The organism is Acidovorax sacchari (assembly GCF_042847045.1).
Classification (GTDB): domain Bacteria; phylum Pseudomonadota; class Gammaproteobacteria; order Burkholderiales; family Burkholderiaceae_C; genus Paracidovorax; species Paracidovorax sacchari.
In genome coordinates, this window is the sequence record NZ_AP035783.1 from 3,925,838 (window position 1) to 3,946,812 (window position 20,975).

Annotated in this window: 20 protein-coding genes; 10 read left to right on the plus strand and 10 right to left on the minus strand. The window is 70.4% G+C overall.

The features are described 5' to 3' along the window. The first annotated feature begins 14 nt into the window (after positions 1–14). The 6 genes from ACGHC0_RS17380 (at position 15) to ACGHC0_RS17405 (ending at position 5,675) form a co-directional block, all read left to right on the plus strand. The gene (locus ACGHC0_RS17380) at positions 15–1,019 is read left to right on the plus strand and encodes a LacI family DNA-binding transcriptional regulator (RefSeq protein WP_415266281.1); all 1,005 of its coding nucleotides are present in this window, start codon (positions 15–17) and stop codon (positions 1,017–1,019) included. A gap of 67 nt (positions 1,020–1,086) precedes the next feature. Beyond that, positions 1,087–2,100, plus strand: coding sequence for an ABC transporter substrate-binding protein (locus ACGHC0_RS17385; protein WP_415266282.1), 1,014 nt, complete (start codon positions 1,087–1,089; stop codon positions 2,098–2,100). Next, the gene (locus ACGHC0_RS17390; RefSeq protein WP_368352161.1) at positions 2,097–2,921 is read left to right on the plus strand and encodes an ABC transporter permease subunit; all 825 of its coding nucleotides are present in this window, start codon (positions 2,097–2,099) and stop codon (positions 2,919–2,921) included. The genes ACGHC0_RS17385 and ACGHC0_RS17390 overlap by 4 nt, the downstream gene beginning before the upstream one ends. Positions 2,922–2,930: 9 nt before the next feature. After that, positions 2,931–3,728 (plus strand): ABC transporter permease, encoded by a 798-nt coding sequence (locus tag ACGHC0_RS17395; RefSeq protein ID WP_415266283.1) that lies wholly within the window; start codon positions 2,931–2,933, stop codon positions 3,726–3,728. After that, entirely contained in the window at positions 3,718–4,803 is a 1,086-nt protein-coding gene (locus ACGHC0_RS17400; protein ID WP_415266284.1) for an ABC transporter ATP-binding protein, read from the plus strand. The genes ACGHC0_RS17395 and ACGHC0_RS17400 overlap by 11 nt, the downstream gene beginning before the upstream one ends. 14 nt (positions 4,804–4,817) lie before the next feature. Further along, a complete protein-coding gene (locus ACGHC0_RS17405) occupies positions 4,818–5,675 on the plus strand; it encodes a phosphodiesterase (RefSeq protein WP_415266285.1) in 858 nt (285 codons plus the stop codon). Positions 5,676–5,713: 38 nt separating this feature from the next. On the opposite strand, the gene ACGHC0_RS17410 is transcribed toward ACGHC0_RS17405, so the two are convergent. Next, positions 5,714–6,205 (minus strand): hypothetical protein, encoded by a 492-nt coding sequence (locus ACGHC0_RS17410; RefSeq protein ID WP_368352165.1) that lies wholly within the window; start codon positions 6,203–6,205, stop codon positions 5,714–5,716. 472 nt (positions 6,206–6,677) lie between these two features. Here ACGHC0_RS17410 and ACGHC0_RS17415 point away from each other — a divergent pair, with 472 nt between their 5' ends. Next, positions 6,678–8,345, plus strand: coding sequence for a Na/Pi cotransporter family protein (locus tag ACGHC0_RS17415; RefSeq protein ID WP_368352166.1), 1,668 nt, complete (start codon positions 6,678–6,680; stop codon positions 8,343–8,345). An 81-nt stretch (positions 8,346–8,426) separates the two neighbouring features. Continuing rightward, positions 8,427–8,606: a hypothetical protein gene (locus ACGHC0_RS17420; RefSeq protein ID WP_415266286.1), complete on the plus strand. Its 180-nt coding sequence runs from the start codon at positions 8,427–8,429 to the stop codon at positions 8,604–8,606. On the opposite strand, the gene ACGHC0_RS17425 is transcribed toward ACGHC0_RS17420, so the two are convergent. Beyond that, positions 8,603–9,520: a LysR family transcriptional regulator gene (locus ACGHC0_RS17425; RefSeq protein ID WP_415266287.1), complete on the minus strand. Its 918-nt coding sequence runs from the start codon at positions 9,518–9,520 to the stop codon at positions 8,603–8,605. The genes ACGHC0_RS17420 and ACGHC0_RS17425 overlap by 4 nt on opposite strands. A 108-nt stretch (positions 9,521–9,628) precedes the next feature. On the opposite strand from ACGHC0_RS17425, the gene ACGHC0_RS17430 reads away from it, so the two are divergent. Further along, positions 9,629–10,027, plus strand: coding sequence for a tautomerase family protein (locus ACGHC0_RS17430; protein ID WP_415266288.1), 399 nt, complete (start codon positions 9,629–9,631; stop codon positions 10,025–10,027). 96 nt (positions 10,028–10,123) lie between these two features. Here the strand turns inward: ACGHC0_RS17430 and ACGHC0_RS17435 are convergent, their stop codons facing one another. From ACGHC0_RS17435 to ACGHC0_RS17455, 5 genes are all read right to left on the minus strand, one after another. Further along, the gene (locus ACGHC0_RS17435; RefSeq protein WP_107130053.1) at positions 10,124–11,179 is read right to left on the minus strand and encodes a bile acid:sodium symporter family protein; all 1,056 of its coding nucleotides are present in this window, start codon (positions 11,177–11,179) and stop codon (positions 10,124–10,126) included. Between the two features lie 80 nt (positions 11,180–11,259). Next, positions 11,260–11,703, minus strand: coding sequence for a MarR family winged helix-turn-helix transcriptional regulator (locus ACGHC0_RS17440; RefSeq protein WP_368352171.1), 444 nt, complete (start codon positions 11,701–11,703; stop codon positions 11,260–11,262). Between the two features lie 95 nt (positions 11,704–11,798). Next, the gene (locus tag ACGHC0_RS17445) at positions 11,799–12,572 is read right to left on the minus strand and encodes an Asp/Glu racemase (protein ID WP_415266289.1); all 774 of its coding nucleotides are present in this window, start codon (positions 12,570–12,572) and stop codon (positions 11,799–11,801) included. Beyond that, the gene (locus ACGHC0_RS17450; RefSeq protein ID WP_415266290.1) at positions 12,569–13,606 is read right to left on the minus strand and encodes a carbon-nitrogen hydrolase family protein; all 1,038 of its coding nucleotides are present in this window, start codon (positions 13,604–13,606) and stop codon (positions 12,569–12,571) included. The genes ACGHC0_RS17445 and ACGHC0_RS17450 overlap by 4 nt, the downstream gene beginning before the upstream one ends. A 33-nt stretch (positions 13,607–13,639) precedes the next feature. After that, on the minus strand, positions 13,640–15,295 hold the full coding sequence (locus ACGHC0_RS17455) for an MFS transporter (protein ID WP_415266291.1): 1,656 nt from the start codon (positions 15,293–15,295) through the stop codon (positions 13,640–13,642). A 164-nt stretch (positions 15,296–15,459) separates the two neighbouring features. Between ACGHC0_RS17455 and ACGHC0_RS17460 the strand changes: the two genes are divergently transcribed. After that, positions 15,460–16,356 (plus strand): IclR family transcriptional regulator, encoded by an 897-nt coding sequence (locus ACGHC0_RS17460; protein ID WP_415266292.1) that lies wholly within the window; start codon positions 15,460–15,462, stop codon positions 16,354–16,356. Positions 16,357–16,433: 77 nt separating this feature from the next. Here the strand turns inward: ACGHC0_RS17460 and ACGHC0_RS17465 are convergent, their stop codons facing one another. The 3 genes from ACGHC0_RS17465 to ACGHC0_RS17475 all read right to left on the minus strand — a co-directional run bounded on the left by ACGHC0_RS17465 (position 16,434) and on the right by ACGHC0_RS17475 (position 20,957). Further along, a complete protein-coding gene (locus ACGHC0_RS17465; protein WP_415266293.1) occupies positions 16,434–17,372 on the minus strand; it encodes a fumarylacetoacetate hydrolase family protein in 939 nt (312 codons plus the stop codon). A gap of 62 nt (positions 17,373–17,434) precedes the next feature. Next, positions 17,435–18,589: a cupin domain-containing protein gene (locus ACGHC0_RS17470; protein ID WP_415266294.1), complete on the minus strand. Its 1,155-nt coding sequence runs from the start codon at positions 18,587–18,589 to the stop codon at positions 17,435–17,437. A gap of 40 nt (positions 18,590–18,629) precedes the next feature. Next, entirely contained in the window at positions 18,630–20,957 is a 2,328-nt protein-coding gene (locus ACGHC0_RS17475; RefSeq protein ID WP_415266295.1) for a bifunctional salicylyl-CoA 5-hydroxylase/oxidoreductase, read from the minus strand. Positions 20,958–20,975 lie beyond the last annotated feature (18 nt).

The following is a 20,975-nucleotide window of genomic DNA, read 5'->3' on the forward strand; positions in this document are numbered from 1 at the left end:
CGCCCTCCACCCCCATGACCATCCAGCATGTCGCCCACGAAGCCGGGGTATCGGTCGCCACCGTCTCCCGGGTTTTCAATACGCCGGAGAAGGTGATGCCCGCCACGCGCGCCGCGGTGCACGGTGCCGCCGAGCGGCTGGGCTACGTGCCCAACGCCACGGCGCGCACGCTGCGCACCCAGCGCAGCCACGTCATCGGAGTGGTGCTGCCCACCCTGCTCAACCCGGTGTTCGCGGAGTGCCTCGACGGCATCGCGCAGGCTGCGGCGCGGGGCGGCTACGCCATCCTGCCGATCACGACCGACTACGCGGTGGCGCAGGAAGAGCGTGCTGTGCACCTCCTGCTGGCCGGGAACGTGGACGGCATGGTCCTGGTCGTGTCCCAGCCCCAGTCCTCCGCGGCACTGGAGCGGCTCGCCGCGGCGCAATTGCCATATGTGCTGGCCTACAACCGGCATCCGGACCACCCCTGCGTCTCGGTGGACGGCGAAGGCGCCGTGGCGGAACTGGTCGTGCACCTGGCAGCGCTGGGGCACCGCGGCATCGCCATGGTGAGCGGGCAGCTCGCGGCATCCGACCGGGCGCAGCAGCGCTGCCGCGGCTTCGTGCGGGGCATGGCGCAGGCGGGCCTGGCCCCGGCGCGGGTCGTGGAGGTGCCCTTCGTCGAGACCGCCGTGCAGGAAGTGGCCGAGCTGCTGCGCGGGCCGCAGCGCCCCACCGCCCTGGTCTGCTCCAACGACCTCATCGCGATCCGCTGCCTGCGCGCGGCGCACATGGCGGGCCTGCAGGTGCCGCACGACCTCAGCGTGGTGGGCTTCGACGGCATCGCGCTGGGCCGGGACCTGACGCCCGTGCTCGGCACGGTGGCGCAACCCAATGCCGATATAGGCCGCTGCAGCGTGGAACTGCTGATCCAGGCCATGGCATCGCACGTGCCGCCCACGCCTGAGGCCAGCCTGACGCTGCCGCACCACTTCCGCGCCGGAGGCTCCTGCGCCGCGGCGCCAGGCGGCGACTGACCCCGGGCCCGCCGCACCCGTTTCCCTTCGTTCCCTTTTTTGTTCCTCGCCATACAGGAGTTCCCCGATGCGATCCACCCTTCCGCAATTCGTCCGCGCCGCCGCGCTCGCCCTCGGCCTGGCCGCCACCGGCGGCGCCTTCGCGCAGACCGCCATCTGCTACAACTGCCCGCCCGAATGGGCCGACTGGGGCGCCCAGCTCAAGGCCATCAAGGCACGGACCGGCGTCACCGTTCCGCCGGACAACAAGAACTCCGGCCAGTCGCTCGCACAGCTGTCCGCCGAACGCGCCAGCCCCGTGGCCGACGTGACCTACCTGGGCGTGACCTTCGCCATCCAGGCGCAGAAGGACGGCCTGCTGGGCACCTACCAGCCCGCCGGCTGGAAGGACATTCCCGACGGCCTGAAAGACCCGGCCGGCCACTGGTTCACGATCCATTCGGGCACGCTGGGCTTCATGGTCAATGTCGATGCGCTGGGCGGCAGGCCGGTGCCGAAGTCGTGGGCCGACCTGCTCAAGCCCGAATACAAGGGCCTGGTCGGCTACCTGGATCCGGCCTCGGCGTTCGTGGGCTACGTGGGCGCGGTGGCTGCCAACCAGGCGCGCGGAGGCACGCTGGAGAACTTCGGCCCCGGCATCGACTACTTCAAGGCGCTGCAGAAGAACGAGCCCATCGTGCCCAAGCAGACCGCCTATGCGCGCGTGCTCTCGGGTGAGATCGCGATCCTGCTGGATTACGACTTCAACGCCTACCGCGCCATATACAAGGACGGCGCCAACGTGCAGTTCGTGATCCCGGCCGAAGGCACGGTGGTGGTGCCCTACGTGATGGGCATGGTGGCGAAGGCGCCCCATGCCGCCGACGCGAAGAAGGTGCTGGACTTCGTGCTCTCCGACGAGGGCCAGGCGATCTGGGCCAAGGCCTACCTGCGCCCGGTGCGCGCCGCCGCCATGCCCGCCGACGTGCAGGCGCGCTTCCTGCCCGCCAGCGAATACCAGCGGGCGAAGACGGTGGACTACGGCCGCATGGCCGCGGTGCAGAAGGCGTTTTCCGACCGCTACCTGCAGGAAGTGAAATGAGTTCGCGCCACGGCGGTTTCGCTCCTTCGCGCGCCCTGCTGGCCGCGTGCGCCGCGCCGGCCGTGGCGTTCTTCGCGGCCTTCTGGCTGCTGCCCACGGCCCTGCTGGTGGCACTGCCGGCGCGCCAGGGCTGGGCGACCTACTTCGCGGTGCTGGCGAACGGCCGCTACCTGCAGAGCCTGCTGCAGACGCTGGGCCTGTCGCTGGCCGTGACGCTCGCCACGCTGGTGCTCGGGGCCCTGGTGGGCATCACGCTGGCGCGCCAGCGCTTTCCCGGGCGGCAGCTGCTGCTGTCGCTGCTGACGCTGCCGTTGTCCTTCCCCGGCGTAATCGTGGGCTTCTTCATGATTTTGCTGGGCGGGCGCCAGGGCACGCTGGCGGGCCTGACGCAGGCGCTGGGCTGGGGCCGCATCACCTTCGCCTACGGCCTGCTGGGCCTGTTCCTCGCGTACCTCTACTTCTCGCTGCCGCGCGCCATCGCCACCTACACGGCGGCGGCCGGCGCCATGGACGCGCAGCTCGAAGAAGCCGCGCGCTCGCTCGGCGCCTCGCGCTGGCGCGTGGCACGCGACGTGTGGATGCCGGCGCTCGCGCCCACCACGCTGGCCTGCGGCGCGATCGTGTTCGCCACGGCCATGGGCGCCTTCGGCACGGCGTTCACGCTGTCGGCGAAGTTCGAGGTGCTGCCCATCACCATCTACGACGAATTCACCAACTACGCCAACTTCGCGCTGGCAGCCAGCCTGTCGATCGCACTGGGCCTGATCACCTGGCTGGTGCTCTGGGTGTCCCGCCGCTGGGCCGGCACGCCCGCCTTCTAAGGATTTGCCATGCGCAACGCACGACAGGCACCCTGGGCGCTGATCGCCCTCACCGCACTGGTGACGCTCTTCATGGCCGCGCCCATCGCCCTCTCGGTAATGGCCGGGCTGGTCAACAACTATGGCGCGGGGCTGCGCAGCGGCCTCACGCTTCGCTGGCTGGGCGAAGTGTGGGAGAACTACGGCAGCACCGTGACCTGGTCGCTGTGGCTGGCGCTGCTGTGCGTGGCGGGCAACCTGCTGGTCGGCGTGCCCTGCGTCTATGCGCTGGCGCGCAGCCGCTCGCGTGCAGCGCGGCTCTTCGAGGAGCTGCTGACCCTGCCCGTCGCGGTGCCGGGGCTGGCCAGCGCGCTGGCGCTGATCCTGGCCTACGGCTCGCTGCAAGGCTTCCGCCAGAGTTTTGCCTTCATCCTGGTCGGGCACATGGTGTTCACCCTGCCCTTCATGGTGCGCACCGTGGGCGCGGCCTTCCGGAAGGACGAACTGCGCTCTCTGGAAGAGGCAGCCCGCTCGCTGGGCGCCAGCTTCTCGCAGCGGTTCCTCGGCGTGCTGGTGCCGGCCGTGCTGCCGGCCATCGTGGCGGGCAGCCTGATGGTGTTCACGCTCTCCGTGGGCGAATTCAACCTCACCTGGATGCTGCACACCCCGCTCACCCGCACCCTGCCCGTGGGGCTGGCCGACAGCTACGCCTCGATGCGCATCGAGATCGGCTCGGCCTACACACTCGTTTTCCTGATCGTCATATTGCCCGTGCTCTGGGGCCTGCAGGCCGTCGGCACCTTCATCGAGAAACACCATGGCACTTGAACTCGAACGCACGCGCGTGGACATCGTCCGCTGCGCCAAGACCTATGCCGGCGGCGCGCGCGGCCTGCAGCCCACCGACCTGGCCGTGGAGCCCGGCGAGGTGCTGGCCCTGCTGGGTCCCTCGGGCTGCGGCAAGACCACGCTGCTGCGCCTGATCGCCGGGCTGGAGGCACCCAACGCCGGCAGCCACATCGCCTTCGGCGGCACCGACGTGACGCAGCTGCCCATCGAGCAGCGCGGCGTGGGCATGGTGTTCCAGCACTACGCGCTCTTCCCGCAGATGACGGTGGAGGGCAACATCGGCTATGGCCTGAAGATCCGCGGCACGCCCGAGGCCGAGCGCCGCCGCGTGGTGGGCGAGCTGATCGACCTGGTGCGCCTGAACGGGCTGGAAAAACGCCGCCCGGCCGAGCTCTCCGGGGGCCAGCGCCAGCGCGTGGCCCTGGCCCGCGCCGTGGCGGTGCGCCCGCGCGTGCTGCTGCTGGACGAGCCCCTCACCGCGCTGGACGCCAAGCTGAAGGAATCGCTGCGGGACGAACTGGCCGAACTGCTGCGCCGCCTGCACATCACCGCCATCCACGTCACGCACGACCAGCAGGAGGCGCTCGCCATCGCCGACCGACTGGCCGTGATGCAGGCCGGGCGCATCGTGCAGGTGGGCGACGGCGAGACGCTCTACCGCCATCCGGCGCACCCGTTCGTGGCATCCTTCCTGGGGCGGGTGAACCGGCTGGTGTTGCCCGGGGCGGGCGCCCGGCACGCCGCGCCGGGCTGCATCGATCTGGGCGGGCTGGAGCTGCCCGTGCCGCCAGGCGCCGCCTGCAGCGCCTGGCTGGTGCGGCCGGAAGACGTGGAAGTGGAGCCCGGCGTCCCGGCCCAGCCCGGCTGGGGCCATGCCGACGTGACGCACCGCAGCTTCCTGGGCGACCGCGTGCAGCTCACGCTGACCGTGCCCGGCCAGGCCCCCCTGCGCGCCGACGTGGCCCGCGACCACGCCGCCCGCGCGGGCGATGCGGTGGCCGTGCGCATCGCGCCGCAGCGGCTCATGCCGTTGTCCGAAGACATTGCCGCCTGAAACGTGCCCCACCCATGACCCGCTCCATGACCGCATTCACCGCACCCACCACCTTTTTGCTGCAACTGTCCGACCTGCACATCCGCGAGCCCGGCCGCCTGGCCTATGGCCGGCTGGACACCGCGCCCTACCTGCGCCAGGCGGTGGAGGCGGTGCTGCGCATGCCGCAGCGCCCCGACGCCATCGTCGCCACGGGCGACCTCACGGATTTCGGGCGGCCCGAAGAGTACGCCCACCTGCGCGAGTTGCTGGCGCCGCTGGGGGCGATCCCGCTCTACCTGCTGCCCGGCAACCACGACGACCGCGAGCAGCTGCGCGCCAGCTTCCCCGACCACGGCTACCTGGGCACGGGTGGCTTCGTGCAGTTCAGCGTGCCCGTGGGCGGTTTGCAGCTCATCGCGCTGGACACTGTGGTGCCCGGCGCGAGCGAGGGCAGCCTCTGCGCCGAACGCCTGGAATGGCTGGCCGCGCAGCTCGATGCCAGCAGGGGCCGGCCGGTGGTCATCGCCATGCACCATCCGCCCTTCCGCACGCTGATCGGCCACATGGACGAAATCGGACTGCTCGAGGGCGCGCAGGCGCTGGAGGCCCTGGTGGCCCGCCACCCCAACGTCGAGCGTGTCGTCTGCGGCCACCTGCACCGCAGCATCCAGGTGCGTTTCGGCGGCACGATCGCAGCCACGGCGCCCTCTCCGGCGCACCAGGTGTGCCTGGACCTCGCGCCCGATGCCGCGTCGGCCTGGACACTCGAGCCACCGGGCTTCGCCGTGCATGCGCTGCCCGCGGGCGGGCGACTGGTGAGCCACCTGGCAGCCAGCGGGCAGTATCCGGGCCCCTACCCGTTCCACGACGGCGGGCGGCTCATCGACTGACGGCCGGCGCGGGCATCGCGCCCGCGCCGGCTTTTCGCTCAGAAAACGTATTTGCCCAGCGCCGCGTCACGGTGCTCGGCGATGGCATGCCGGGCCTCGTCCAGGCGGTGCTGCAGGTTGGCGATGCCCGCATCGACCTGGGCGATCCGCTCCTCCGGGCGGGCCTTCAGGATGCTCTCCCATGACTTGTAGCGGTTCCAGTCGATGCCCAGCGCTTTTCCCGCGCCGAAGGCTTCTCGGAGTTGCACCACGTCTTCGGCCAGCTGCGCCTTCTGCGCCTGGAACTCCCGGAGTTCGCCCAGCTTGCGCTGCAGCTTGACGACCTGCTCCGGATCCGCGGCGGCAGACTGGCGACTGGCCGCCGGCCCCAGAGAGAGCGATACCAGCCGCTCCAGCCGGGTGGCGGCGCCGTCGGCGCGCAAGAGTTGCGCGTCCTGTTCAGTGGTGCGGACGACGGCCTCCACCGGCCCGTTCGACAGGAAGCGCGCCGCGAACGTCAGGGTCTGCGCAGCGGCAGGTTGCGACTGCATGCGGTGCGCCTGTGGCAGCGCGGGGGCCGGCCGCCGGGGCGGCGGTCCGGAACGGGCCGGGTCGGTCTGGGAGGCGTGCGCCCGCGGTCCCGGGCCGCCTGCGGCGTCGAGCCTGCGGCCATGGCGGGACTGGCGGGCCGGAGAAGTTGCAGCCGGTTGTTCGGGCTGGGAGCGGCGTTGCGAGGCACCTGCCCCGCAGAGTGACTTGAAGCTGAATTGCATGGTGTGGTGTGATCCGTTCGAATCAGGAATGCGGCGAGACTAGGGCCGTCCGCTGCGCCGCCGGGCCCTGGCCGCGAAGTCCGGCGGGACTGCGCGAAGCCTCCGGCCGCGGTTCCGGTATCGCCCATGCCATGCCCCCGGCACGGCCGTGGCTGCTGGCCGATTGCTATGGATTCAGGAGTATGCTGTGGCCTGTGCAAAACAGCACCTGCCGCGGCTCTGCCGTGGGAGGACTCCGAACCACCGATCCATGAAGCACCTGTTGAATCTGCTGGCCGCCGTGGCCCTGCTGGTCTGGGGTACGCACCTCGTGCGTACCGGGGTGCTGCGCGTGTTCGGCGCCAACCTGCGCACGCTGCTGGCGCGCAGCATGGGCAACCGCTTCTCGGCGGCGCTGTCGGGCATCGGGGTCACGGCGCTGGTGCAGTCGAGCACCGCCACCTCGCTCATGACCTCGTCCTTCGTCGGGCAGGGGCTCATCACGCTGCCGGCCGCGCTGGCGGTGATGCGCGGGGCGGACATCGGCACGGCCCTCATGTCGGTGCTGTTCTCCACCGACCTGTCCTGGCTGTCGCCGCTGTTCATCTTCGTGGGCGTGGTGCTGTTCATCACCCGGCAGGCGAGCACCGCCGGGCGCGTGGGGCGGGTGCTGATCGGGCTGGGCCTGATGCTGCTGGCGCTGGAGATGGTGGTGCAGGCCAGCGGGCCGATGCTGGCCTCGCCGATCATCCGGACCCTGCTAGGCTCGCTCGACAGCGACCTGGTGCTGGAGGTGCTGATGGGCGCGGTGCTGGCCGTGATCGCCTATTCCAGCCTCGCCATCGTGCTGCTGATCTCGGCCATGGCTGCTTCCAGCGTGGTGCCTCTGGACGTGGCGCTCGGCCTGGTGCTGGGCGCCAACCTGGGCAGTGGCCTGCTGGCGGTCATCACCACCGCCAAGTCGGCGGTGGAGGTACGGCAGGTGACCGTGGGCAACCTGATGTTCAAGCTCATGGGCGTGCTGGTGGTGGCCCCGTTCGTGGGGCTGTGGCTGCGGCACGTGCAGCCGCACATGCCGGGCGCGGCCCAGGGCGTGGTGCTTTTCCACCTGGCCTTCAACGTGGTGGTCAGCCTGGGCTTCATCGCGTTCACGCAGTGGGTGGCCCGGGCCGTCACGCGGCTGCTGCCACCGCCCGAGGGGCCGCCCAACCGCCGGCCGCAGCACCTGGACCCCTCCGCGCTTTCCACCCCCTCGCTGGCGATGTCCTGCGCGGCGCGCGAGGCGCTCTACCAGGCGGACGTGGTGGAGTCCATGCTGCTGGGCGTGCTCGACGTGATCCGCCGGGACGACCTGCAGCTGGCGCAGCAGCTGCGCAAGATGGACGACGAGGTGGACCGGCTCTATTCATCCATCAAGTACTACCTCACCCAGATCTCCCGCGGGGCGCTGGATGAGGAAGAAAGCCGGCGCTGGACGGACATCATCAGCTTCACCATCAACATGGAGCAGGTGGGCGACATCATCGAGCGCGTGCTGACGGACATCGAGGACAAGAAGATCCGCAAGGGCCGGCGCTTCTCCGACGCCGGCATGGCCGAGATCACGGAGCTGCACGGCCGGCTGGTGAACAACCTGCGCCTGGCGATGAGCGTTTTCCTCAACGGCAACGTGCGCGATGCGCAGCGGCTGCTGGAGGAAAAGACGCGTTTCCGCGAACTGGAACGCGCCTACGCGGCGACACACCTCGGACGCCTGTCGGAAAAGACCGTGCAGAGCATGGAAACCAGCTCGCTGCATATCGACCTCATCAGCGACCTCAAGCGCATCAATTCGCACATCTGCTCGCTGGCCTACCCGATCCTCGACTCCGCGGGGGCGCTGGCGCCGAGCCGGCTGCGCAGCGCGCCTGGCGATGCGGGCGCCGATCCGCTGGCCTGACCCTGCGTTTGCCAAGGGGGCACGGAGCCCCTACCCTGTCAGGTCCGATGGCCCCGCCATCCCGCACTCCGAGGAGACGCCATGCCCACGCCCCACCGCAAGCCCCCCGGCGACGAACCGGAAGTCACCCAGGAAACCGACGTGCCGGTGGATGGCACCGATCCGGTCGGCGAGGAGATGATGAAAGAGGTCCGCAACGACCGCCTGCAGCAGCCCACCGGCGGCAGCGAAAGCCCCGCGCCACCCAAGCCGCAGCGCTAGCGTGCCGCCCGCGCCAGCGCCTGGCCGAAGTCGGCCGCCAGCTGCTCGCGGGCGTTCCGGACGAAGGCGGACTCGCCCGCGCGCGGCGGCAGCACGATGAACCGGGCCTGGGGCAGCGCAGGGAGCCCCCATGCCGCGGGCAGGACCTGCACGCCCTCGCACAGCGCGGCGGCGTTCAGGCAGGCGATGCCGAGCCCGGCCGCCAGCGCGGACTGCAGGCCGGCGACCCCGGAGGCCATGAGCGCGACCGTGAAGGGAATGCGCCGCCGGCGCAGCAGGGCCGCCGTGAACTGGTGGAGCGCGCAGGTGTCCGGCAGCGCCAGCAGGCGCAGGGGCTCCTCCCGGCGGGGCGGCGCGGCGGCGATCTGCGTGGCGCCCATCCAGTGCAGGGGCTCGCGCCGCAGCACCTGCCCTCCGCGGGGCCGTGCCGATGCATCGGCCGGCCGGCCGGAGGCAGGGGCCGGCAGGCGCATGGCGATGACGACATCGAACGCGCCCTGGGCGTAGCCGGCCTCGACGTCGCCGCTCTTTTGCACCGCGACCTGCAGCCGCACGCCAGGGTGCCGGGCCTGCATGCGCGCCAGCAGCCCTGCCAGTTCCCCGGGCCGGAAATAGTCGGTGACGCCCAGCCGCAGCGCGCCCTCCAGCCGCACGCCGCGCAGGTCGTGCCATGCCGACTCGCTCAGCGCCAGCAGCTGCCGGGCGTGCGCCAGCAGCCGCAGCCCGGCGGCGGTGGGCGCCACGCCCGCCTTGGAGCGCACCAGCAGCGCCTGGCCGGCCTGCTGCTCGAGCTTGCGCAATTGCTCGCTCACGGCCGACTGCGACAGGAAGACCTGCGGCGCACCGGCGGCCAGGCTGCCGGCATCGGCCACCGCGACGAACGTCCTGAGTTGCTCCAGGTTGAAGGGGCGCATGTCGATCCCACGGAATTCTCGATGGATGACTGCCGATCATCCTGCTTTTCCGATGGCATGGAAAGCCGAAGAATCGGAGCCATTCCAATCCCACCCCAGGAGCCCCGCATGCCCCACACCGTGATCCACCTCAGCGGCGAACCCGATGCCCAACTCGCCCGCAGCGCCGCCGATGCCGTGGCCCGCCTCACCCAGCGCGTACTGGGCAAGCAGTTGCCGGTCATCGCCACCACCGTGCAGTTCATCCCGGCCGCCCAGTGGTTCGTGGGCGGCGCATCGCTGGCAGAGCTGGAGCAGAGCGCCTTCCACCTCGACATCAGCATCACCGACGAGACCAACACCAAGGCAGAGAAGGCGCTCTACCTGCGCGAGGTGCATGCGGCCTTCGAGGCCCTGCTGCCACGGCTGCATCCGGTGAGCTACGTGCACCTGATCGACGCGCGCGCGGCGGCCTACGGGTATGGTGGGCGTACGCAGGAATGGCGCCACCAGCAGGTCGGCGTGTAAGGCGGCTTGCAGGGCGGCCTGCAGGCCGGCGCAGGACGCTACCGCGGGACATGGACACGCTGCGCGCAGCCGCGTGAGCGGCCACGGCGCGCGCCTTCAGGGCCGCGCCGCGGGCGGCGTGCCCCCGGAGGCGCCCACGCCGCCCTCCACCGCCCCGCCCTCCGCCGGCCGGCGCGCATAGCGCTGCGCGATCACCGCGCACACCATGAGCTGCATCTGGTGGAACACCATCAGCGGCAGCACCAGCGCGCCCACGGCATGCGAGGCGAACAGCACCTTGGCCATGGGCACGCCGCTGGCCAGGCTCTTCTTGGAGCCGCAGAACACCACGGTGATCTCGTCCTCCTTCGAGAAGCCCATGCGCCGGCTGATCCACGTGGTGGCCACCAGCGCGACGGCCAGGATGACGGCGCACACCGCCACCAGGCCCGCGAGCGCGTGCAGGGGAATCTCGCGCCACAGGCCTTCGATCACCGCGGCGCTGAACGCGGTATAGACCACGAGCAGGATGGAGCCCTGGTCCACGAACTTGAGCACCGCCGCGCGCCGCTGCACGAAGCCGCCGATCCAGGGCCGCAGCAGGTGGCCGGCCAGGAAGGGCACGAACAGCTGCACGGTGATGCGGCCGATGCTCGCGAGGGTATCGTGGCCGCCGGCCGCGCCCGGCGCGCTCTGGGCCCCGGGAACATCCTTGAGCAGCAGGCCGACCAGCAGCGGCGTGATCACGATGCCCAGCAGCGTGGAGCCGGAGGCCGAGCAGATCGCCGCCGGCATGTTGCCCCGCGCCATGGCGGTGAAGGCGATGGCGGACTGCACCGTGGCAGGCAGCACGCACAGGAAGATCACGCCCATGTAGAGCTCGGGCGTGACCAGCGGCTCCAGCACGGGCCGCAGCGCCCAGCCGATCAGCGGGAACAGCACGAAAGTGCTGGCGATCACCACCAGGTGCAGCCGCCAGTGCGACAGGCCGGCGACGATGGCCTGCCGCGACAGCTTGGCGCCGTGCAGGAAGAACAGCAGCGCCACGGCCGCCGTGGTGGCGTATTCGAAGCCACGCGCCGCCCGGCCGGCGGCGGGCAGCACACTGGCGAGCGCCACGGTGGCGATCAGCGCGAGGGTGAAATTGTCGGGCAGGAAGCGGGAACGGGCCATGGCGGTTGCGGCGGTGCGCTGCGTACGGGATAACCCCGCATTATTGACCCGGCGGGCGATCCCGGCCGTGCCAGCCGCTCTCACACGGCCGGCCGGTGCCGGGCGATCAACTCGTGCAGCAGTTCCTTGAGCACCTCGACCTTGCGCGGGTCGAGCGGCGCGAGGATGGCGCGCTCGTGCCGCTCGGCCTGCTCGATCAGCCCGGCCACCAGGCGCCGGCCGCTGCGCGTGACGCGCACCAGCGTATAGCGCCGGTCGTCGAGGCTGGTGGTGCGCTCCACGTGCCCCTGGGCCTCCATGCGCAGCAGCAGCCGCGTGACGGTGGGCTGCTTGCTCACGGTGGTCTGCGCGAGCGCGGAGATCGTCATCGCGCCCTGGCTGGCCAGGGTGGAGAGCACGCGCCACTCGAGCACGGACAGGCCGCTCTGCTCGACGGTGGCATGGAATTCGGTGGAGACGAGATGCCATGCCTGGCCCAGCAGGGCCGGCAGGTAGTGATCGACAAAGTCCTTGGTTTTCGCCATTCCGCATGCTACCTCGCCAGGGTCCGGCGCCGCGTAGGGCCGTGCGGCCCCGGCATGCGCGTTCCCCATGGCGGAGGCGGCCTGCGGCATGCGCATCAGTACCGGCCCGACAGCAGCGCGCCGAAGCCCGGCACCGCCGTAGGCAGGCCCAGCTTCTTGAGCATCTGCCAGGTGGTGGCGGCTGACGACGAGAGCACCGGCAGGCCCACGCGGTCCTCGATGGGCTGCACCGATGCGAGCGAGGGCATCTGCACGCAGGCCGAGGCCACCACCGCGTCCACGCCGGCGGTCTTGAGCCGCCTGGTGATCTCGATGGGCGCGCGCGGGTCCTGGCGGCCGACTTCGAGGTTGTCGGGAATCTCCAGCGAGATGCTGTCCACCACCTCGACGCCCTCGCTCTCGATGTAGTCGATCACCAACTGCGTGAGCGGCTTCATGTAGGGCGTGAGGATGGAGATCTTCTTCGCGCCGAGGGCGTGCAGGCCATCGACCAGCGCGCCGGCGCTGGTGACCACGGGCGCGCTACCGCCGTTGTCCACCGTGCGCTGGTGCAGGCGCGCCTCGGAGACGCGGTGGTAGCCGCGGCCCATGCTCATGATGGCGACGAGGCAGGCATAACCCAGCACGTCCACGCGCGCGTCCGACAGCTCCAGCGCGCAGCGGTCGCTGTCGCCGTCCATGGCGGCCAGTTCCTCCTTGGTGACATGCTTCATGCGCATGCGGCTGGAGTGGAAGGTGAAGCGCTCGGGGTGCAGCGCCTCGCGGGCGCGCAGGATGGCGGGGATCTCCGTTTCCATGGTGGTGTTGGAGCTGGGCACGATCTGCCCGATGCGGAAGGCGCGGGGGGTGGCGGTGGTGGTGCTGGTCATGGCTGGGAATCCTGGAATGCGTCGGCGCTGCTGCCGCTCTCGCACGGCTGCAGGGCCTCGGTATCGATCGCGTCGTCGTCGAAGCGCGCCGCCTGCAGCGGCCGGCGGTTCACCCGCAGGTCGAAGACGTCGAAGCGGTTGTAGTGGCCGGTGATGTCGTGCATCTGGCGCGGCTGGATGCAGCGGGCGAGGTCGAGGTCGGCATAGGCGATGCCCTCGTCGTCGATCAGCGGCTGGCCGATCACCCGGCCGTCCGGGCCGAGGAAGCCCGAGAACGCGCTGTTCCTGCGCGTGAGCAGCTCGCGCGCCTTGGGGTTGAGCGGCTCCATCGCGGCGATGATCTCTTCCGACACGGTGGAGCACGAGACGATGGTGAACAGCTTGCCCTCGAAGCAGTGGGCCGCGGCGCGCACCTTGATGGCTTCGGCCATGTCGTAGTCGGGCGGCGCCACGGGCAGCGAGATGTAGCTCGCCACGTGCACCAGCTCGCCCTGCGCCAGCAGCGCGAAGCGCGCCAGCGTGTTGGTGTTCTCGCCGCAGGCCAGCGCACCCAGCGGGCCGATGGAAGTGCGGTGCACGCGCAGCGCCGATGCATCGCCGGGCGCCCAGGTGAGCTTCTCGGCCCAGGTGGGCACCAGCTTGCGGTGGCGGCCCAGGATGCGGCCGTCGTCGGCGATGGTCACCACCGTGTTGTAGATCGTTCCGATGCCGTGGCGGCTGCGCTCGTTCACGCCGATGACGACGTGCGTCTTGTGACGCGCGGCGGCCTGGGCTATTTTTGCGATCTCGGGGCCGGGAATCTCGATGGCCGAGCGCGCCAGGCGCTCGAACCAGGGGCTGCCGTCGATCGGGTTGGCGATCCAGCTCCAGTACGGGTAGCCCGCCACGAACACCTCGGGGAAGGCGACCAGCTGCGCGCCGTTGCCGGCGGCTTCGGCGATGAGGCGGCAGGCCTTGTCCACCGTGGCGTCGGTGTCGAGGAAGACCGGGGCGGCCTGCACGGCCGCCGCCTTGAAGCGGGGGAGTTCAAGCATGGATTACCTTTCTTGCGTGGTGGAAGGGGAGCGTCACGGCGCGCCCTCGGCGTCGATGGCGCGTGCCGGCGCGTTGGGCAGCAGCAGGCAGCCCAGCACGCCGACCACCGCGGTCACGGCGACCGGGTACATCAGCCCGCCGAAGACGTTGCCGCTGGCCTGGGCCAGGTAGGTGGCGGTGAAGGGCACGATGCCGCCGACGATGCCGGCGCCGATGTGGTACGGGAAGGACAGCGCCGTATAGCGGATGCGCGGGGGGAAAAGCTCGACCAGGTAGGCGGCCACCGGGCCGTAGACCATGGCCACCACGGCGGTCATCAGCACCAGCAGCGCGATGATGCGCAAGCGGTCCACGCGCGCCGGGTCGGCCGTCTTGGGATAGCCGGCCTGCGCCAGTGCCTGGGCATAGGCCTTGGGCTCGAAGCCGTCCACGGTCTGCCCGCCCACGGTCATCGCCAGCGCGTGGCCGGGCAGCGGCTGGGCGTATTCGAACGTGACGCCCTGGGAGACGAAGAACTTCTTGGCCTGCACACAGGGCTTTTTGTGGTCGGGATGGGCACCCACCAGGGCGGCCTGCAGGCCGAAGTCGCAGCGGCCCTCCTGCGTGTCCGCATGGATCTGCACCGGCGTGGTCCGCATGGCCTCGGCGAGCGCCGGATTGCCGGCGGCCAGCAGCGCGCCGAACAGCGCGTGGTAACTCAGGGCGGCCGTGAACAGGCCGGCCACCATGATCCACTTGCGGCCGATGCGGTCGGAGAGCCAGCCGAACAGCACGAACGTGGGCGCGCCGATCAGGAAGCCGATGACGACCAGCTCGTACACCAAAGTCTGGCTGAGCTGCACGGCCTGCTGCAGAAAGATCATCACGTAGAACTGGCCGGTGAAGTAGGTGGCGCCCTGGCCCGCCGTGACGCCCACCAGGGCGATGAGCACCAGGCGCAGGCTGTTCCACTGCCCGAAGGTTTCCTTCACCGGATTGCCGGCCAGGCGCTTTTGCTGCTTCATGCGCAGGAACACCGGCGACTCGTGCAGCTTGGAGCGCACGTAGACGGACAGGGCCAGCATCACGATGGACAGGATGAACGGCAGGCGCCAGCCCCACTGGCGGAAGTCCTCCGGCGACATGCTGGCCTGGGTCGCCAGGATCACCAGCAGCGAGAGGATGAGGCCGGCCGACGAGGTGATCTGGATCCATCCGGTGAGCAGGCCGCGGCGCCGGGGCTCGCAGTGCTCCGCGACGTAGATCACGGCGCCCCCGTACTCGCCGCCCACCGCCAGCCCCTGGATCACGCGCAGCGTGAGCAGCAGGATCCACGAGAGATGGCCCGCCGACTCGTAGGTGGGCAGGCAGCCGATCAGCACCGTGGCCCCGCCCATCATGACCACGGTGGCCAGGAAGGTGACCTTGCGGCCGAGCTTGTCGCCCAGGTAGCCGAACAGCACGGCGCCCAGCGGACGAATGATGAAACCCACGGCCAGCGCGCCCAGGGCGGCGAGCAGCGAGACGGTGGGGTTGCCCTGGGGGAACAGCACCTGGCTCATGAACACGGCCAGCGTCCCGTAGATGAAGAAGTCGTACCACTCGAACAGCGTGCCCATCGTCGAGGCGATGACCACCTGCCGCTCTTCCCTCCGGCTCATGGGCCGATGCCCTGATGCCGCGATGCCGTTCCCCACTGCCGTGTTCATGGAAGTTCCTTGTCGGGTTGATTTGTTTTGATGTTCTCAAAAACAAAATACATTGTCAAAGAACTTTGGAGCCATTGCCGATCTGCACCACGGGAGTGCGCGCGGCCGACGACAATGGAGCGATCCCATTGCACCGAGCGGCTGCCGCTCGCCGACGAACGCCGATGCCTGCCTCCCAATCCAAGCGCCCGCCCAGTACCCAGCCCGCTGCCGCACCGTCCGACGCCGCGCCCCCGCGCGCGGCCCGCAAGCCGCGGCCCGATGAAGGGGTCAAACCAGGACGCCGGGGCATCCAGTCCATCGAGACCGGCTTCGCGGTTCTGGAAGTGATGCGGCGTGCCGGCGGGCCGATCGCGCTGAGCCGCATCGCCGAAGGGGCGCAGCTGACGGTCGCCAACACGCACTACTACCTGGTCAGCTTCCAAAACATCGGCCTGGTGCAGCAGGACGGCGACACCGGCCACTACGGCCTGGGCGCCTATGCGCTCAAGCTGGGCGTGGCGGCGCTGGAGCAATTCGACGTGTACAAGCTGGCGCGCCCGGCCATGGCCGCCATCAGCGAGCAGACCGGGCTGACCGTGTTCCTCGGCGTCTGGGGCAACAAGGGCCCGGCCATCGTCTATCGCGCCGAGGGCGGCAAGAGCCTGCCGCTGCTGGAGCTGCGCCTGGGCAGCGTGCTGCCCCTGCTGTCGTCCGCGCTGGGGCTGAATTTCTTCGCCCACCTGCCGGTGGAGATGACGGCCGGCATGCTCGAGGACGAGCTGCGCATTCCCGTGTCGGCCTCCGGCCTGGCCCGCGGCGACGCCTGCCGCACCCGGGAGCAGGCGATGCGGTTGCGCGAGGAGATCCGCGCCAACGGCTTCAGCCGCTGCCAGGACACCCTGCTGCCCAACTTCACCTCGCTGTCCGCGCCGATCTTCGACCTGTCGGGCGGGATCATCGCCGCCCTGACGGTCATGGGCCCCAGCCGCCTGCTGGAAGGCGCGGCGGAGGCCGAGGTGCTCGGCCTGCTGCGCCGCAGCGCCAGCGAGATCTCGCAGACGGCCGGCATGTACGCCTAGCCTCGGCGGCCCACGGCGTGCTGGCAGAGCGGTGCGCATGGCGTGAGTCCCTGGGTTGCCGGAGCCGGTGTGCCGCTTCAGTCGCGGCCGGCACGCGGGTCGTTGCCCACGGCCACCACGGGGTGGCGCAGGCTGCCGATCTTCTCGACCGTGGCGTCGATCACGTCGCCGGGCCAGACCCATTCCTGCGGGCTGCGGCCCGCGCCCACGCCTTCGGGCGTGCCGGTGGCGATGATGTCGCCGGGCTCCAGCGTGATGCCGGCGCTGATGTCGGCGATCAGCGTGTTCACCTTGAACAGCATGTGGCGGGTGTTGGAGCTTTGCTTGGTCACGCCGTTGACCTGCAGGCTCAGGTCCAGCGCCTGCGGGTCGGGGATCTCGTCGGCGGTGACGATCACCGGGCCGAAGGGCGCATACGTGTCCTGGCCCTTGGAATAGATCCACTGGCCGGCACGCCGGTTGTCGCGCGCGCTCATGTCGATCATCAGGCTGTAGCCGAAGACGTAGTTGAGCGCCGAGGCTTCATCCACGCGCCTGGCGCGGGTGCCGATGATCACGGCCAGCTCCACTTCCCAGTCGAGCTGGCGGGTGATGGCGGCGTTGTGCTCGATGGCGTCGCCGGGGCCGATGACGGTGGTGGGCGGCTTGGAGAAGATCACGGGCTGCTGGGGCAGATCCTTGGACGTGTCCAGCGCCCGGCTGGATTCGGCCACGTGCTCCACGTAGTTCAGGCCGATGCCGAAGATGTTCTTGCGCGGACGGGGGATGGGCGCGAGCAGCTTCACGTTGGCCAGCGGCACGGCCACGCCCAGCGGCCAGCGGCCCTGCTGGTCGGCCAGCAGCTCGGCGGTGGCGGCCACGGCGGAGGGGCCGAGGTCGATGAAGTCCAGCATGTCGTCGGGCAGGTCGTGGCCGGTGTGCTCGCCCAGGCGCTGCAGATCGACGACGAGGCCATCGACCAGCGCGCCCAGGCGGGCGGCGGCGGCGACGTGGGCGCGGTAGGTGACGAGTTTCATGGTGCGGGTCTCCGGTGAGGGTGATTCAGGAAATGGGGGAAAGTGAACGGATCGGTGCGGAATCAGGCAGGCGTGGCGGGCGCGGACAGGGGCTGGTGGCCGCCGTTGTCGGCGAGGGCCTCTTCGCGGTAGAGGTCCAGCTTTTCCATCACGGGCAGGTCGCTGAAGCAGAAGAGGCAGGCGTCCTCGGTCTGCGAGGCGTTGGCATGCTCGTGCCAGGCCCAGGAGGGCACGCAGAAGATGTCGCGCTCCCGCCAGTCGAAGCGCTGGCCGTTGATGATGGAGTGGCCGCTACCCTTGGCCACCTGGTAGAGGTAGCTGCCGGTGTGGCGGTGGGCCTTGCCCGCGAAGCCCGGGCGCAGCCGCTGCATGCTGGCGCCGATGGTGGGCATGACGTGGCCGCCCGTGACCGGATTGGTGTAGTGCATGAGCGTGTCGTCGAAGGGGTTGCCGTCCGACGCCGACGCATGGCGCACCAGGGACTCGTAGGTGGGCGCCCATTCGTATTTGAAGAGCGGCGAATAGGGCTTGTTCCAGCCCGGGCCGTGCGGGCGCAGGCCGGGCGCGCCCCAGAGCGCGGTGGAGTCGTCCACCGGGTGGCCCACGGCCTGGCGCAGGTCGGGATGCACCACGTAGAAGCCCGCCTCCATGGCGTTGACGAGCGGGATGTCCAGCCCGTCTTGCCAGATGCAGGGCAGGCCGCCCGCCTCCACGCCGTGCTCGTGCCAGGTGCCGTTGGGCGTGAGCACGAAGTCGTTGGCGCCCAGCGTCATCTTGTGGCCGTCCACCACGGTGTAGGCGCCCCGCCCTTCCATGATGAAGCGCAGCGCCGAGGCCGAGTGCGCGTGGGCGGAAGCCGCCTCGCCCGGGTGCATCACCTGCAGGCCCGAATAGAGCCAGCCCACGGCGGCGGAGACGTCCTGCCGGCCCGGGTTGTTCAGGTAGATGACGCGTCGGCCGGCCTTCTCGGGCGTGACCAGCTCGACCGAGCGCAGCACGTGCTCGCGCAGGTCGCGGTAGCGCCAGAGCACGGGCACCGAGGCGGACTTGGGCTGCCAGGGCTCGATCTTGTTGGCCACCGTCCAGAGGGCGCCGGCCTTGAGCTGGTCGAGCTGGCGGTAGTAGGCGACCAGCTCGGGCGTGTCTTCCACGTCGGCGCGGCCGGCGATGCTCTCGCGGTACTGGTCGTAATTGGGTGACGCTGTTGCTTGGGCCATGGTGATGCTCCTTTGCTGTTCGATGGGCGGGCGCGCGGCTTCAGGCCTGGCTGGCGCGGGCGTAGCCGCGTTCGAGCTGGTCGCGGCCCCACTCGTAGGCGGCAGGCCACTGCACGTCACGCCAGCCGTGGCGGGCGCTCTGGTCCAGCAGCCAGGCGGGGTGGGCCAGGTGCGGGCGCGAGAGCGCGCACAGGTCGGCGCGGCCCGAGGCCACGATGCCGTTGACCTGGTCGGCCTCGGTGATGGCGCCCACGGCGATGGTCGGCACCTGCGCCTCGTTGCGGATGCGGTCGGCGAACGGCGCCTGGAACATGCGGCCATAGACGGGCTTCTGGTCGGGCGTGACCTCGCCGGACGAGGCATCGACCAGATCGGCGCCGGCCTCCTTCAGGCGGCGGGCGATCTCCACGGCCTCATCGACGGTGGTGCCGCCCTCGGCCCAGTCCGTGGCCGAGATGCGCACCGACAGCGGCAGGTGCTGCGGCCACGCGGCGCGCACGGCGGCCACCACTTCGAGCGGGAAGCGCAGGCGGTTCTCCAGCGGGCCGCCATAGGCGTCGGTGCGCCGGTTGGCGAGCGGCGAGATGAAGGACGACAGCAGGAAGCCATGGCCGGCCTGCAGCTCCAGCCAGTCGAAGCCGGCCTCGGCCGCGCGCCGCGCCGCTGCCACGAAGTCGTCGCGGATGCGTTCCAGATCGTGCTGCGTGGCCTCGCGGGGCACGGCGGAAACGCCGGGCCGGTAGGCCAGCGCGCTGGCCGACACCAGCGGCCAGTTGCCTTCGGCGAGCGGGTGGTCGGGCTTTTCCCAGCCCAGCTGGGTGGAGCCGCGCCGGCCCGCGTGGTTGAGCTGCACGCCGATGCGCGCGCCGCTCTGGGCATGCACGAAGTCGGTGACCTTCTTCCAGCCGGCGACCTGCTCGTCGTTCCAGAGGCCCGGGTCACCGGGGGTGATGCGCGCATCGGCCGAGACGGCCGTGGCCTCGGCGATCAGCAGGCCGGCGCCGCCCAGCGCGCGGCTGCCCAGGTGCACCAGGTGGAAGTTGCCAGGCAGGCCGTCCTGGCTCGAATAGAGCATGGTGGGCGAGACCACGATGCGGTTGGGCAGGGTGACGCCGCGCACGGTGAAGGGCGTGAGCAGCGGCGGGCGCGGGGGCTGGCTGGCGGGCGTCTCGACGCCCGAGCGTGCGGCCAGCCAGCGTTCGTAGCCTTCGAGCCAGGCCGGGTCGCGCAGGCGCAGGTTCTCGTGCGAGATGCGCTGCGAGCGCGTGAGCAGGGAATAGGCGAACTGCTCGGGCTCCAGGCCGGCGTAGCGGGCGACGTTCTCGAACCATTCGGTGGAGTTGCGGGCGGCGTTCTGGATCTTGAGCACTTCCACGCCGCGCACGGCTTCGTAGTGCTGCAGCCGATCGCGCAGGTCGCCGCCGGCCTTCAGGGTGTTCGCCAGCTCGATCGCGTCTTCCAGCGCCAGCTTGGTGCCCGAGCCGATGGAGAAATGCGCGGAGTGCGCGGCGTCGCCCATCAGCACCACGGGTACCTCGCGCCCCTGCTCGCCATCGGGCTGGGTCCACTGCACCCAGTGCCTGCAGATCACGCGCGGGAAGCGGATCCACACGGCCGATCCGCGCAGGTGGGTGGCGTTGCAGATCAGCGGCTCGCCGTCCAGCCAGGGGGCGAAGAGCTTTTCGCAGTAGGCGATGCCGTCTTCCTGCGACATCTTGTCGATGCCGGCGGCCTGCCAGGCGGCGTCGGTGGTCTCCACGATGAAGGTGGAAAGGCCGTTCTCGAACTGGTAGGCGTGGGCCTGGAACCAGCCGTGCTCGGTGGGCACGAAGATGAAGGTGAAGGCCTCGAACACCTTGCGCGTGCCCAGCCAGACGAAGCGGCAGTTGCGCTGGTCGATGTCGGGGCCGAAGGTGTCGGCGTAGCGCGTGCGGATGGGGCTGTTGATGCCGTCCGAGGCGATGACCAGGTCGGCGCCGTACTGGCGCGCGATCTCCTGGTCGTCCTGCACCTGGGTCTCGAACACCAGCCGCACGCCCAGTTCCTCGCAGCGCGACTGCAGGATGTTGAGCAGCTTCTTGCGGCCGATGCCGATGAAGCCGTGGCCGCCGCTGCGGACCATGCGGTCCTTGAAATGGACGTCGATGTCGTCCCAGCGGCTGAACTCGGCCGCGATGGTCCCGGCCGAGACGGGATCGGCCGCGCGCAGGTTCTCCAGCGTGGCGTCGGAGAACACGACGCCCCAGCCGAAGGTGTCGTAGGGCCGGTTGCGCTCGATGACCACGACCTCGTTGGACGGGTCCTGCAGCTTCATCAGCAGGCCGAAATACAGGCCGGCGGGGCCGCCGCCGATGCAGGCGATTTTCATGGAGGGCTCCTTGTCGTG